A 14,187-nucleotide genomic window follows, 5' to 3' on the forward strand; every position below is an offset into this window, starting at 1 on the left:
CCGGGGGAAGGGGGAGAAAGAACCCTTTTCAAAGGGTTTTTCTCCCCCTTCCCCCGGCCGCCGGAGGCGCTCTTTTACAGAACCTGTTTGATGTCCAGGTCCAGGCCGCTGTTTTCCATGGCGAGGGAGTCGCCGAGGACGCAGATGTCGCCGTTTTGGGCGACCACGCGCACGGCCTGGGCGAGTTCGCGGAAGTCTTTTTCCGAGGCGTTCAGGGCCTGTTCGCGCACGGTTTGAAGGTAGTCGTCGTCCTGGTTGGTCAGGTGGCGGGCCATGGCGGTGAAGCCCTTGGCGTCGGGCAGCTGGTAGGTGTCGATCTCGCCGATGGCGCCGATGATGGACTTTTCCAGTTCGTCCGCGTCGATGTGGACGGTCTCGAGGTAGTCGGCCAGGCCGTCAAAGGCCTTGATGGTGTCGGCCACGTTGGGGTCGCGGTAGGACACGAGGGCGAGCGCTCCGGCCAGGCGGTCCATTATGCAGAACGCGCCGTAGGCCCCGCCCTGGACGCGGACCTTTTCCCAGAGATAGCCGGTACGGATGAGCTTGTTGACCACCTGGGCCGCGCCGGTGAGGGCTATGCCGTGTTCGGTCAGGCCGCAGCCCTTGCCCACGTAGTTGACCTGGGCCGGGATGGCCAGCCCTTCGCGGGCGGGCAGGGTCGGGATGGTCCGCCCTGCCGGTGCCGGGTCGCCAACGGGCAGGGCCTCGACCACGGCTTTCATGGCGGGCTCGGCCAGGGCGAGGAGGTCCTGGTCCATGGTGGCGTTGACGATCAGGGTGGACTGGTTGAGCAGGAGCTTGCGGAACCGTTCCAGGTCCTTGGCGACCTTGCGGAAGTCGTCCTCGATGCGCTTTTCCAGGTCGCGCAGGAAGAGCAGGTTGGTCAGGCCGGTCATGGCCTCGTCCATGGCGTGGGCGGCGTGGGTCCGGGCGCGCAGCCGGGTAGCCACGATCATGTGGCCGGACGGGACCAGCCGCTGTTCGGCGCGGGCGCGGGCCTCGGCCACGATGCGGCCGATGCGCTCCTTGTTGTCGAGCTGGGCCGAGGTCAGGATCTCGGTGACGATCTCGCAGGTGGGCGCGATGCGCTCGCCGGTGGCCTTGGTGCGCAGGAACAACCGGACGGCGGCGTCCTCGGAGTCGCGGACGGCCGATGCGAAGGGCTGGGCCCAGATGCCGCCCGAGGTCCGGGCGATGCGCTGGGACAGGTCGACGTAGTCGCGCTCGGTGGTCCCGGCCTCGGTCAGGGCGCGGCCGAAGACCCCGGCGTAGGGCAACAGATCGTCAGGAATGACGGTCAGGTCGAAACCGAAGTCCAGGTAGGCGATGCCGTTGGTGGCCAGGTCGTGGAAGAGCAGTTCGCGGCCGCCGAGGGGGCGCACCTCGGTGGGAATGGGCCGGTTCTCGGCGGGCAGGTCGGCCACGGACAGGCGCGGGATGCTTTTGAGGGCCTCGGGCGCGTCGGGCTCGGCCTGGAGGCGCTTGAGCTCGGCGGCGTCATCGATGACCGCCCGGACCTGGTCCGGGGTCATGGCCTTCTTGGCCTCCTTCAGCCGGTCGGACTCGGCCTTGGCCAGGGTCCGGGCGAGCTGCTGGTCCGGCTCCAGAAGCACGGTGGTCCGGTGCGGGTTGTGCAGGAAGAGCCGGGCCAGCAGCTCCTCGAAAATCCTGTCGCCGTTTTCGAGCCACGCCTTGACGTTGGCCAGCGGCTTCTCGAAGGGCAGCAGGGCCAGGGGATCGCCCTCGTTTTCGTCGTCATCGTAGAGCCAGGTGGACAGGGCCTGGAACATGAGCGACAGGCCGCGCGGGTAGGAGCCGGTGTTGTTCTCGCGCAGGGAGAACTCCACGGAATTCACGGCCGCCTCGATGTCGCGGGCGTCGATGCCGTTCTCGACCAGTTCCTTGATGGTGTGGAAGATGATCGACTCCACCTTGATGGCGTTGGACGGGTGCATGCCCTTGAGGCCCACGGAAAAGAACATCTGGCGCATGTCGGCTTCGAGCCCCACACCCGCCAGATCGTCGCCCAGGCCGGAGTCGGTCAACGCCTTTTTCAGCGGCGAGCTGGGCAGGCCGATAAGGATGTGCTCCAGGATGTGCAGGGCCAGGTTCAGGTTGGCGTCGGCGGTCTCGGCCAGCAGCCAGTTGACCGTGAACATGCCTTTGGCCAGCCGGTCCGAGGCCGGGTAGCCCTTGCGCACGGTCTTGGCCTCGGCGAAGCGCGGCTGGAGCGGCACGCGGGTCTTGGCAACGTCGATGGCCTCGTACTGCGAGAAGACCTTGTCCAGGATCTCGAGGCGCTTCTCCGGGTCGTCGTCGCCGTAAAAGAAGGCGTACCCGTTGGACGGGTGGTAGTGGTCGCGGTGGAAAGCCATGAACTTGTCGAACGTCAGGTCCGGGATGACCGCCGGATCGCCGCCCGAGTCCAGGCCGTAGGTGGTCTCCGGGAACAGGGACTGCTGGGAGTGTTCGTAGAGCAGGGAGTCGGGCGAGGAGTACGCGCCCTTCATCTCGTTGAAGACCACGCCCTTGTAGGTCATGTCGCGGTCGGGCGACTCCAGCTCGTAGTGCCAGCCCTCCTGCTTCAGGGTGTTCTCGGTCAGGCGCGGGTGAAAGACCGCGTCCAGGTAGACGTCCACGAGGTTGTAGAAGTCCTGCACGTTGGCAGAGGCCACGGGATAGCAGGTCTTGTCCGGGAAGGTCAGGGCGTTCAGGAAGGTCTGGAGCGATCCCTTGAGCAGCTCCACGAACGGCTCGCGCACCGGGTACTTGTCCGAACCGCAGAGCACCGAGTGCTCCAGGATGTGGGCCACGCCCGTGGAGTCCTCGGGCGGGGTGCGGAACGAGATGCCGAAGACCTTGTTCTCGTCGTCGTTGATCATGGACAGGACGCGCGCCCCGGTCTTGTCGTGGCGGTAGACGATGGCCGTGCTGGCCAGTTCCGCGATTTCCATTTCCCGTATCTTGGTGAAGCCGAAAGTCATAAACGCTCTCTTTTCTTTTTGTATTCGATCATGCGCCGGACGCCCGGGATCGGGCCGCCCCGCGGGAAGCCCCGGTATACACTACCATGGCCCGCCGGGCAAAGTGGAGAAAAATGCAAAAAACCCTTGACGGCAAACCGGCCTGCCCTTAGTGTCTTGAAAACGGTAATCATTCCTATAAAAATTTCAACCGCTGAAAAACAAAGGAAAATAAATATGAGCAACGATTTCGAGTCCAACGACACCATGCCTGATTTCGCCAAAGTGGGCCAGCCCGTGCCCGAATTCACGCTGGAGGCCTTCGACCCCACCGAGGGCGGCTTCACCGAGGTGGACCTGGGCGCGCTGCGCAAGGCGGGCAAATGGGCCATCCTGTTCTTCTATCCCGCGGACTTCACCTTTGTCTGCCCCACCGAGCTGGCCGACCTGGCCTCCCGCCACGAGGACCTGAAAAAACTCGGGGCCGAGGTGATCTCCGTGTCCACGGACACCAAATTCTCCCACATGGCCTGGAAGTCCGACGAGCGCATGCTGGAGAACGTCAAATTCAAGATGGCCTCCGACCCCACCGGCGAGGTCTCCCGGTTCTTCGACGTCTGGGACTATGACACCGGCCTGGCCCTGCGCGGCACCTTCGTCATCAACCCCGAGGGCGTGCTGGTCTCGTCCGAGATCAATTTCTACAACGTGGGCCGCAACGCGGACGAACTGGTCCGCAAGGTCGAGGCCAACACCTATCTCATCGACCACCCGGCCGAGGTCTGCCCGGCCAAGTGGACCCCGGGCGGCAAAACCCTGACTCCCAATGACGGTATGGTCGGCAAGGTCTACGAAGCCCTTAACGACTAGACGGCAGCGATCTCACACTCTCGCTGACCTGTTGCATAAAACGCCCCCCGCCGGATGGTCCGGCGGGGGGCTGTTTTTGTTGCGACCCCGCGCCGCCCGGCCTATGCTCGGCGCTCCGGTAACCGCAGCCACGGAGCGCACGTGGAGATCATCCTGGCCACCGAAATCTGGGGACGCACGCCCCACACCGACGTCCTGGCAGCCCTGCTGCGCCCACACGCCGACCGCGTGACCGTGGCCGATCCCTATGACGGCCGCGACCCGCACTTCTCCTCCGAAGAACAAGCCTACGCCGCCTACCTCGACCACGGTGGGCTTACCCCCTACGCCCGGCGCGTCAAGGCTCTGGCCAAACAAGCCGCGCGCCCGGTCCTGCTCATCGGCTTCAGCGCCGGGGCCGGGGCGGCCTGGGCCGCCGTCTGCACCCAAGGCCTCCCCCTGCTCCGCGCCTGCTGTTTCTACGGCTCGGCCATCCGGACCATGGCCGACCGCACCCCGCTCGCCCCCGTGGACCTGATCTTCCCGGACCATGAGCCTCACTTCGACGTGGACGAGTTGGCCGCCACCCTCCAAGCCGAGCCGCTGGTCACCTGCCGCCGGGCCGACGCGGGCCACGGCTTCATGAACCCCCTGTCCGAAAACTACGACGAAACGGCCAGCCGCCGCTGGACGGACTGGCTGGCGCGGCTGGCAGGTGAACTGGGCGCGTAACCACGGCTTTGGGCCCCCTTCGGGGAGACCAGGGCGCTGCCCTATCGCTGCTGTCGACGGCTCTAAGGCCGAGTCAGCTCGCCCTAAGACCCGACGCGGCCCCGCCTAAGAACCTTTTAAAAAAGGTTCTTAGGAATCTCCAAAACTTTTTCTGTCGCCTGCGGCGAAGGGCGTGGGAACGCCTTCCGCCGTGCCTGTGTGCGATTTCGGACAGAAAAAACGGATGGAACGGCGTGCGGTTTCACAAAAAGAAACACGCCGGTTTTCCTGCCCGAAATCGCGGGTTTTTTTTGGGGGAAGGCAGGACGCGAAAAACACTGCTGTTTTTTGGAAGTAAGAAAACGCCGCAAGGGCGCTTTAGCGGATTCCGCCCACGCCCGCCAGCGGCGTTGGCAACCGGCGCGAACCCTTCGGGACACCACCCGGCCAAGATACAGCCAGCCCCACGGACAACCGGCAGGCCTCCCCGCGCCCGCACGCCCCTGCCGAAGGCACCCAAAAAGTTTGGGAGATTCTCAAGAACCTTTTCCCAAAAGGTTCTTGAGCCGTCGGAAACGCCCGCCCGGCGAGGGCCCGCCGGAGGCACCACCACATCCAGCCGCCTACTTACTGATCCACAGAGCGGTTTCCTCAAGCTGGCGCAGGAGGTTGACGGACACGGTGCTGGGGAAGAGGTTTTCCATGCGGGTCTGGGAGCCCGCGCCGCGCCGGCCCACGGCCACGGCGGCGTAGTGTCCGGCCCGGGCCTCCTTGAGAATGGCCTTGAACGCGCTGTTGCCGGTGACCATCTTGATCTCGATGCGTTCGTCCGGGATGCCGTGTTCGGCGAGGATGGCCAGGGCCTCGTCGAAGATGCGCGCGGACCGGGCGTCGGCGTAGCCCTTCTGGGCCACGTGGAAGAGGGTGAACGACTGGCGCGGCTCGTTGGCGAGCATGTATCCGGCGTGGTCGGCCATGCGCAGGGACGGGTCCGAGCCGTCGAGGCAGAGCAGGACGTTCTGGTGCGAGACCTGGGACGGGCGCTTGCAGACCCAGATGGGGAAGTCGATGTCCTGCCACAGGAGTTCGTGGCACACGGAGTTCTCGAAGATCTCCTCGAACCAGGTGAATCCCTTGCGCCCGAGGATCAGCGCGTCATAGAGGCCTTCGTGGGCCTCGCTGATGAGTTCCCGGGCCGTGCCCATGCGGGAGTGGACGACCTTGGTGCGGACGTTTTCGCCGTCACACCCGGCGATTTCCGTGATCCAGCGCTTGGCGTCTTCCAGGGCCTTCTTGCCCTTGCCCCTCTTGTGGGCCACGATCTGGTCCACGGCCGCGTCCGAGGGCGGCAGCCCGGCCTCCTGGCGGTCCCACAGGGCCGAGCGCGGCGCGGCGTAGAACAGGGTCAGTCCGAGGTCGCAAAACGAATCGAAGGTGTCCTTGAGGAACCGGAGATTGTAGGAGGCGGCGCGGTCGTCGCCGATGGCGAGGAGCAGTTCTTTCTGCACGGGGAACTCCTGGTGAGAAGTGGAATCCTTAAAGCCAGCCATAACGCGCGGAAGCGGGAAAAGACAAGGCCCGGCACTTGTCCTTTAAATCGGGGGCTGATACATCCTCAAGGACAATGCGCACCCCCGACGACAAGCGGGCCGGATCACTCCCGGCCGTCCTTCTTCCGGCCGCCATCCTGGCCGTCCTGATTCTGGCGGGCGCCGCCATGGCCCAGAGCCTGAGCCTGAAGGCCCCGACCCTGGCCAACGTGAACGGGCGGCTCACGGCGCGCTTCGGCATAGTGGTGGAGGAGAAGCCGATCCTCAAGGGCGAGTTGGAGGACGGGGCCGTGCTGGTCCTCAAGTGCGAGGTCAGCCTGCTCCAGCCGCGCGACTACTGGCTGGACCGGGAGATCACCGAGGTCCATTTCCGGAGCCGGTTGAGCTTCGACCCGCTGACCCGCGAGTTCGTCATGACCCTGCCCGGCAGGCAGACGCCGCTGCGGGACAAGGATTTGAGCACGGTCCTGGAAAATGGCTGGGGGTCCATAGACGCCACCTTGGGTTCCTGGGCCCTGCTCGACCGGGGCAAGAAATACTCCCTGCGCCTGCACACCTCCATGAACGAGGAGGACGCGCCCGAGGGAGTGATGCGCTTCTTTTATTTCTGGTCCTGGGACGCCGGGGCCGACAACGCCTTCCAGCTGGACTTCACCTTCTAGGGGGCGTGAGCGTGACGCCCGATCCGATCCGCATCAGTTCCACCAGCAGCAGGGACCAGCGACGGCACCGGCGCGAATACGTCATCGCGCTGATCTTCATCGTCCTCATCGTCGGGCTGACCTGGGCCGAGCTCAAGTACCTGAGCGGCGACTACTATCTCATCCTGAACCTGCTCATCCTGAACGTGGTCTTCCTGCTGGCCATGCTCTTCTACGTGGCCCGCAACGCGGTGCGCCTGGTCCTGGAACGCCGCCGCAGGGTGCTCGGCTCCAAGCTGCGCACCCGCCTGGTCCTGGCCTTCATCTCCCTGTCGCTCATCCCCACGGTGCTCATCTACCTGGTCTCGGTGAAGTTCGTGCAGACCTCGGTGGACTACTGGTTCAAGGGCCAGGTGGAGGAGTCCATGGAGCAGGCCCTGGAGCTCGGGCGGGCCTTCTACGGCTCGGCGCAGGACCGCCTGGAGCGGCGCGGCGCGGTCATGATCAAGGACATCATCGACTCCAAGTTCGCCTGGGGCGGCAAGGCCATGGACAAGTACCTGAACCGCAAGTTCGACGAGTACGACCTGAGCCTGGTGGGCGTCATCACCCCGGAGGGCAACGAGCAGAACACCCACGCCACGGCCCAGTGGTCCCAGGCCTGGCCCGAGATCAAGGAGAAGATCGACTGGCAGTCCCTGCGCGCCGACCCGCGCTCGTGGACGACCATCATCCCCAAGCCCGGCTCCGACCTGGTCCTGGGCGTGACCCCGGTGGACGAGGGCAGGACCGGCTACCTGGTGCTCGGCGAGACCGTGGGCCAGGGGCTCTTGCACCGGCTCGACCAGATCGTGCGCGGCCTGGACGAATACAAGAAGCTCAAGACCCGCAAGTATCCGTGGAAAATGAATCTGTACCTGACCCTCGGGGTCATGGCCCTGCTCATCATCCTGGGGGCCATCTGGTTCGGGTTCCGGCTGGCCAAGGAGCTGTCCGCCCCGGTCCAGGCCCTGGCTGCGGGCACCGAGCGCATCGGGCGCGGCGACCTGTCCGTGCGCCTGGAGGACCGCTCGGACGACGAGCTCGGCTTCCTGGTCCAGTCCTTCAACCGCATGGCCGAGGATCTGGAGCAGAGCCAGAACTCGGTGCAGCAGGCCAACGAGCGGCTGGCCCAGCAGAATCAGGAGCTGGAGCGGCGCGGCCAGTACATCGAGGCCGTGCTCAACAACATCACCTCGGGCGTCATCTCCATGGACGCCGAAGGGCGCATCGGCACGGTCAACACTGCGGCCGAGAGCATCCTCGGCATCCCCGGCGAGTTCCTCATCGGCAAGGTCCCCAACCGCTTCCTGTCCGGCGACTTCGCGGCCATGGTCGAGGAGGCCCTGGCCCAGCTGTCCACCAAGCCCGGCGGGGTCTGGCAGCGCCAGCTCGACCTGCCCGTGCGCGGCAAGCTCATCAAGGTCCTGGTCAACGTGGTCTCGCTCAAGAACGTGGGCGGCCGCGACGCGGGCCACGTGGCCGTGTTCGAGGACATCACCGAGCTGGAAAAGATCCAGCGGCTGGCCGCCTGGCGCGAGGTCGCCCGGCGCATCGCCCACGAGATCAAGAACCCGCTCACGCCCATCAAGCTGTCGGCCCAGCGGCTCCAGCGCAAGTATGGCGAACGCATCGCCGAGGGCACCTTCGACGAGTGCACCGGCCTGATCGTCAACCAGGTGGAGCGGCTCCAGAACATGGTCACCGAGTTCTCGGCCTATGCCAAGCTGCCCGAGGTCCAGCCCCGGCCGGACAAGCTCGTCCCGCTGCTGGAGGAGGTCACGGCCATGTTCGCCAACACCCACCGCAAGATCAAATGGGACCTGTCCGTGGCGGACATCGCCGAGTTCCCCTTCGATCGCGAGGGCATCCGCAAGGTGCTCATCAACCTGTTCACCAACGCGGCCGAGGCCCTCAAGGGCATGAAGGGCGGCGAGGTCCGGATCGCCGCCGCCCACGACCCGGACGCGGGCACGGTGACCATCTCCGTGGCCGACAACGGCCCGGGCCTGCCCAAGGACTCCTCGCGCATGTTCGAGCCCTACTACACCGAGAAAAAGGGCGGCACCGGCCTGGGCCTGACCATCGTCCGGTCCATCGTCGCCGACCACGGCGGCATGGTCCGCGCCGCCTCCAACCACCCCAAGGGCACCGTCTTCATCATCGAACTGCACGACGCCTAGCCCCGGCAGTCCCTCCCTTCGCTGCACGACGAGGCCGCCCGGCGACCCGATTATAAGGCGGTTGTTCCCGCCCCGGAAATCATGCTACGCCCCTTGCCTGGGCCCGCACCGCGCGCGCCCTTAGGAAAAATCACAAGGACGTTCCGTGCGCCTTCTCCTCGCCGCCTGCTGCTGGCTTCTGCTCCTCCCCTGCCCCGCCTGGGCCGGGCTGCCCCACGTGATGGTCGTCAACAGCTACCACGCCGAACACCCCTGGGTGCGGGCGCACAACGCCGCCCTGCTGGAAAAGCTCGCGGGCAAGGCCCGGGTCACCTGCCTCGACCTCGACACCAAGCGCATCCCCCGCAGCCAATTCCGCGAGGCCGCCGAACGGGCCTGGCGGGCCGTCCTCGCCGACCGGCCGGACGTGGTCGTCCTGACCGACGACAACGCGGTCCGTCTGCTGGGGCGGCGGGTCATGGACGGCGGCATCCCCCTGGTCTTCCTGGGCGTGAACGACAACCCGAGAAAATATCTCGGCGGCATGGATGCCGCCACCGGCGTGCTGGAACGCCCGCTGTTCAAGCGCTCCCTCCTGTACCTCCAGGACATCCTGGGGCCTACCCTCAAGCGGTGCCTGATACTCTTCGACCGGGGGGAGACCTCCCTGGTCATCCGGGAAACGACCTTCAAGAACCAGACCTCCCTGCGCCTCGGGAAAACCGACGTGGACATCCTGTTCCTCGACACCGTCGCCCAGTGGCGCGAGGCGATCCTCTCGGCCCGGGACAAGAACTACGACATCATCTTCGCGGGCCTGTACCACAGCTTCAGCGACGAGGCGGGCAACCACATCCCGAGCGACGATATCCTGGCCTGGTCCTCGGCCAACTCGCCGGTGCCCCTCTTCGGCTATTGGGATTTCGCCGTGGGCAAGGGCCGGGCCGTGGGCGGGCTGGTCAATTCCGGCAGGCCGCAGGGCGAGGCCGCGGCCGAACTGGTCCTCAGGATACTGGCCGGCGAGCGGCCCGGCAGCCTTTATCCCGTGATCCCCAAGGACGGCCAGTTCGTCTTCAGCCGGTACGAACTGCAACGCTGGGGCATCCTCGTGCCCCTGGACATCATCAAGGCGGACGAGCCGGTCCTCTTCGTGGACTGACGCTCCCCCGATTCGTACTACCTCCTTAAATTTATTAGTGTCTGGCAATGAATATCCACACGTGGTATTCTGCCTCCGGATACGCCGCTACAAGAACGCAATGCTGACAAGGTGAAAGACAAGTGCGCGCAATAATCGCCGGAGGTACCGGCTTCATCGGTAGGGAACTGGTTCGGGAACTGCGGGAACACGGCTGGGACATCCTCATCCTGTCGCGCAACCCCGGCAAGGTCGCCGCCGTGTTCGAAAAAGGGGGCGTCATCGGCATGCCCTGGGACAACGGCGGCTGGTCCGACGTGCTCGGCCCGGATACCGCCATCGTCAACCTGGCCGGAGAAAACATCGCCGGGGGCCGCTGGACCCGCAAACGCAAACGCCGCATCCTGGAAAGCCGGCTCAAGGCCGGGGAACGCATCATCCAGGCCGTGGAACAGGCGGGCGTGGCCCCGGGCGTGCTTATCCAGGCCTCGGCCGTGGGCTACTACGGGCCGTGCGGCACCACCCTGATCGACGAATACGCCGAGTCCGGCTCCGGCTTCCTGGCCGACGTCGCCCGCCGGTGGGAAGCCTCCACCTCGATCCTCGAAAAGAAGGGCACCCGCCGCTGCATCATCCGCACCGGCATGGTGCTGGGCCACGGCGGCGCGCTCCCGCGCATGCTCCCCCCCTTCAAATACTACCTCGGCGGCCCCCCCGGCACCGGGCTCCAGGGCGTCTCCTGGATACACATCAAGGACGAGGTCCGGGCCATCCGCTTCCTCATGGAAAACCCCGAGACCCGCGGACCCTACAACCTCTGCGCCCCCAACCCGGCCAACTTCAACAAGTTCGCCCACATCCTCGGGACCATCCTGAACCGCCCCTACAAGACCCCGGTCCCGCCCTTCGCCCTGCGCCTGCTCTTCGGCCAGATGGCCGACGAAGTCCTCCTCTCCGGGCAATTCGCCCTGCCCGAGCGGCTGACCAAGGCGGGCTTCACCTTCCGGTTTCCGGACCTGGCCGAAGCCCTGCGCGGCGTGCTCCGCTAGCCGCCCTTCCGCACCGGACAAGGAAAGCCCCGGTCCGACCTGTGTCGGACCGGGGCTTTTTCGACATGCCGTTTCGGGGGGGGGACGCCCCGCTAGAACCGTTCGAACCCGCCGTCGTCGTCCTTGCCGAGGGCCGCTCCGCCGCGCTTCGGGCCGGTGTGGCCCGCCGGGAGGATGGCCCGGGGAGCGGGCCGGGACGCCGTGCGAACGACGGTCGCGGCGGGCATGGATCCGCCGAGGCGGAAGAAGCTGATGGACTGTTGCAGCTGGGTGCTCTCCCCGGCCAGGGTCTCGGAGGTGGAGGCCATCTCTTCCGAGGCCGAGGCGTTCTGCTGGATGACGTGGTCCAGCTGCTGGATGGCGTTGTTGATCTGGTTCACGCCGGTCTCCTGCTCGGCGCTGGCCGCGGCGATCTCCCGCACCAGGTCGGCGGTGCGCTCGATGTCCGGGATGAGCTCCCCGAGCTGGGCGCCGGCCTCCTCGGCCTTCCTCACCGTGGCCCCGGACAGCTCGCTGATCTCGGACGCGGCCTTGCCGCTGCGCTCGGCCAGCTTGCGCACCTCGGCGGCCACCACGGCGAAGCCCTTGCCGTGCTCGCCCGCCCGGGCCGCCTCGATGGCCGCGTTGAGCGCGAGCAGGTTGGTCTGCCGGGCGATCTCCTCGACGATCGAGATGCGTTCCGCGATGTCGGTCATGGCGGCCATGGCCTCGCTCACGGACTTGCCGCTGACCTCGGCCCGCTCGGCCGCCTGGGAGGCGATCCGCTCGGTCTCGGTGGCGTTCTCCGAGTTGGCCCGGATGTTGCCCGCCATCTCCTCCATGGAGGCGGAGACCTCCTCTACGCTGGCCGCCTGCTGGCTGGCGCCGTCGGCCAGGCTCTGGGACGAGGCGGACAGCTCCTCGCTGCCCGCGGCGACGCTCTCGGTGGACCCGGCGACCTCGCCGATGACCTGCCTGAGCTTGGCGGCCATGCCGCGCAGGGCGTCGGCCAGCTGGCCGACCTCGTCCGACTGGTGCACGTCGATGTCCTGCGTCAGGTCGCCGTCGGCCAGGGAGCGGGCCAGGTCGATGCTCTTGAGCACCGGCCCGGTGATGATCTTGGCGATGACCCACAGGACGGCCAGCAGCACGATCAGGGTCACGACCCCGATGCCCGCGCTGATCACGGTGAACGAATCGGCATGGCTGCGCACCGTGCTCATGGGCGTGACCACGGCCAGGGCCCAATGCTTGCCGGACTTGCCGATCTCGAACGGCGAATAGGTCACGAAGGACTCCTCCCCGTCCACGGGCGAGGTGACCTCATAGGACAAAGCCCTGCCCGCCTGGACGGCGCTCAAGATCTTGCCGCTGCGTTCGCCCAGGACCTCCTTGAGATTCTTGCCCACCCATTCCGACTGGGGATGGGCCACGATGAACCCCTGACCGGTGATCAGGAAGGCGTAGCCGGTGCCGAAGGGCTTGATGGACAGAACGGTCTTCTGGAGGTCGTTCAGATAGAAATCCACGCCGACCACGCCGATGTTTCTGCCGTTCTTCTTCACCGGATAGCCGGTGGAGGCCAGCCAGAACTGCTTGCCCTCGACGTCCCAGGGATAGGGCTCGGTCAGGGTCTCGCCGCTGCCCGCCATGGGCTCGGCAAACCAGGCCTCGGACTCGAAGCCGGCGCCCGCGAAGCTGGAGGCGATGGTCCCGCCGTCACGGTAGTACCAATTGCGGTAGGCCCCTTTATACTTGTCTTTGTAGTCGGCCTCGCGGCCGTCGAACGCGTCGGGCGGAAAGGCGCACCAGACACCGGCCAGGGCGTCGTTCTGCCGCAACGTGCCGACCAGCACCGAGTCCAGGAGCTCGCGGTCGGGCACGGTGGCGTAGGCCGCGCCCTTCTCGAACATGACCGCCAGGGTGCGGGTCACGGTGACGGCCTGGTCGATGGCCTGGCCCACGTCCGTGGCATATCCCCGGGCGCGGTCCCGAGCCAGCTCCTCGGCCTGGCCGACGGCCAGGTCCGTGGCCTTGATCGTCATGATCACGGTACTGGCGGCGATGAGGAGGAAAACGATGGTAAAGGTGGGGACGAGTATCTTGAACCGGAGACTCCAATTCTTGAATCGCATGTACGTTTCCTTGCTTTGAAGTGGGAATGCCGTCTGGCCGACACAGCAACGTACGACACTTGCCGCGGCGTCAGAAATTATTTTCTGCATGTCGGAGAAATATCATCGGGGAACCGCCGGCCGGAATCGCGCAGAAGTCAGATCAGCCCGGACCGCCGCAGTTCGGCCATGAGGGCGGCCACGTCCGTGGCCACGAAGTCCGGGTCGAGGTGGGCGAACCCCTCGGCCTCGATGCGCCCTGTGGTCACGCCCGCGGCCAGGGTCCCGGCCCGTTTGCCGGTCTCCACGTCCATGGGGTGGTCGCCGACCATGAGCGCCCGCTCGGGCGGCACGCCGATTTGGTCGAGCGCCCGGAGCAGGTGGGCGGGGTCGGGCTTGAGGCGGTCCGAACTTTCTCTGGGCAGGAAGACCTGAAGGTGTTCGTCGATGTCCGGGAAGACCTTCCTGATGGCCGCCGAGATGTTCCGCGAGATCACGCCCGTGGCCACGCCGCGCGCCCTGAGGTCGTCGAGCACGGGCCGGGTGAACTCGTACAGGCAGCCGTCGCGGGCCGCGTCCAGCTCCATGGCCGCGATGACCAGCCGCCCGCGCGACAGGAACTCCATGCCCTCGGCCCGGTCGCGCTCCATGACCCGGGCGGACAGCTTGTCCAGCCATTCCAGGGCGGGCGTGCCGTCCGGCACCGGGCGCTCGTCCATGAACACCTCGCCCAGCGCCGCGATCTTGGTCTTCATAAAGTCGAAATCCAGGGGCACGTCGGCCAGGGTGCCGTCGAAGTCGAAGATGATGGCGTCGAGTTTCAAGGGGTGCCTCCGGCGGCCGGGGGAAGGGGAGAGGGAAACCCTTTGTGAATAGGGCTTTCCTTTCCCCTTCTCCCAGACCCCCATCCCCATCCGTTCCTAAACTTTTTGTCGCCGCTTCGCGGATGTGCGAGCGCGCGGGTTCCCTCGCATTCACGGAAAATTCATGTG

The 14,187-nt window shown here is 66.2% G+C and carries 10 protein-coding genes; 6 read left to right on the forward strand and 4 right to left on the reverse strand.

Going from position 1 to position 14,187, the window contains the following annotated elements:
• Positions 1–74: 74 nt before the first annotated feature.
• Entirely contained in the window at positions 75–2,984 is a 2,910-nt protein-coding gene (locus AB6M95_RS17855; RefSeq protein ID WP_371388104.1) for an insulinase family protein, read from the reverse strand.
• Between the two features lie 216 nt (positions 2,985–3,200).
• Between AB6M95_RS17855 and AB6M95_RS17860 the strand changes: the two genes are divergently transcribed.
• Together AB6M95_RS17860 and AB6M95_RS17865 are read left to right on the forward strand one after the other, a co-directional pair.
• Positions 3,201–3,833: a peroxiredoxin gene (locus AB6M95_RS17860; RefSeq protein WP_371388105.1), complete on the forward strand. Its 633-nt coding sequence runs from the start codon at positions 3,201–3,203 to the stop codon at positions 3,831–3,833.
• A 141-nt stretch (positions 3,834–3,974) separates the two neighbouring features.
• Positions 3,975–4,544 (forward strand): dienelactone hydrolase family protein, encoded by a 570-nt coding sequence (locus AB6M95_RS17865; protein ID WP_371388106.1) that lies wholly within the window; start codon positions 3,975–3,977, stop codon positions 4,542–4,544.
• A 602-nt stretch (positions 4,545–5,146) separates the two neighbouring features.
• On the opposite strand, the gene AB6M95_RS17870 is transcribed toward AB6M95_RS17865, so the two are convergent.
• Positions 5,147–6,031, reverse strand: a complete 885-nt coding sequence (locus AB6M95_RS17870; protein ID WP_371388107.1) for a universal stress protein — start codon at positions 6,029–6,031, stop codon at positions 5,147–5,149.
• 116 nt (positions 6,032–6,147) lie between these two features.
• On the opposite strand from AB6M95_RS17870, the gene AB6M95_RS17875 reads away from it, so the two are divergent.
• The 4 genes from AB6M95_RS17875 to AB6M95_RS17890 all read left to right on the forward strand — a co-directional run bounded on the left by AB6M95_RS17875 (position 6,148) and on the right by AB6M95_RS17890 (position 11,102).
• The gene (locus AB6M95_RS17875; RefSeq protein WP_371388108.1) at positions 6,148–6,735 is read left to right on the forward strand and encodes a DUF4390 domain-containing protein; all 588 of its coding nucleotides are present in this window, start codon (positions 6,148–6,150) and stop codon (positions 6,733–6,735) included.
• Between the two features lie 11 nt (positions 6,736–6,746).
• Positions 6,747–8,936, forward strand: coding sequence for a sensor histidine kinase (locus AB6M95_RS17880; RefSeq protein ID WP_371388109.1), 2,190 nt, complete (start codon positions 6,747–6,749; stop codon positions 8,934–8,936).
• A 145-nt stretch (positions 8,937–9,081) separates the two neighbouring features.
• A complete protein-coding gene (locus tag AB6M95_RS17885; RefSeq protein ID WP_371388110.1) occupies positions 9,082–10,074 on the forward strand; it encodes an ABC transporter substrate-binding protein in 993 nt (330 codons plus the stop codon).
• Between the two features lie 122 nt (positions 10,075–10,196).
• Positions 10,197–11,102 carry a TIGR01777 family oxidoreductase gene (locus AB6M95_RS17890; protein WP_371388111.1) on the forward strand — a complete coding sequence of 302 codons (906 nt, stop codon included), beginning with the start codon at positions 10,197–10,199 and terminating at the stop codon, positions 11,100–11,102.
• 92 nt (positions 11,103–11,194) lie between these two features.
• Here the strand turns inward: AB6M95_RS17890 and AB6M95_RS17895 are convergent, their stop codons facing one another.
• Positions 11,195–13,216, reverse strand: a complete 2,022-nt coding sequence (locus tag AB6M95_RS17895) for a methyl-accepting chemotaxis protein (RefSeq protein WP_371388112.1) — start codon at positions 13,214–13,216, stop codon at positions 11,195–11,197.
• A 137-nt stretch (positions 13,217–13,353) separates the two neighbouring features.
• Positions 13,354–14,019, reverse strand: a complete 666-nt coding sequence (locus AB6M95_RS17900; RefSeq protein ID WP_371388113.1) for an HAD family hydrolase — start codon at positions 14,017–14,019, stop codon at positions 13,354–13,356.
• Positions 14,020–14,187 lie beyond the last annotated feature (168 nt).

The organism is Pseudodesulfovibrio karagichevae (genome assembly GCF_041414475.1).
Taxonomy (GTDB): domain Bacteria; phylum Desulfobacterota; class Desulfovibrionia; order Desulfovibrionales; family Desulfovibrionaceae; genus Pseudodesulfovibrio; species Pseudodesulfovibrio karagichevae.

Bases quoted from the DNA above. Each gene is read 5' to 3' on its own strand.
- AB6M95_RS17855 (WP_371388104.1), bottom strand. From the start codon at position 2,984: ATGACTTTCGGCTTCACCAAGATACGGGAAATGGAAATCGCGGAACTG.
- AB6M95_RS17860 (WP_371388105.1), top strand. From the start codon at position 3,201: ATGAGCAACGATTTCGAGTCCAACGACACCATGCCTGATTTCGCCAAA.
- AB6M95_RS17875 (WP_371388108.1), top strand. From the start codon at position 6,148: ATGCGCACCCCCGACGACAAGCGGGCCGGATCACTCCCGGCCGTCCTT.
- AB6M95_RS17895 (WP_371388112.1), bottom strand. From the start codon at position 13,216: ATGCGATTCAAGAATTGGAGTCTCCGGTTCAAGATACTCGTCCCCACC.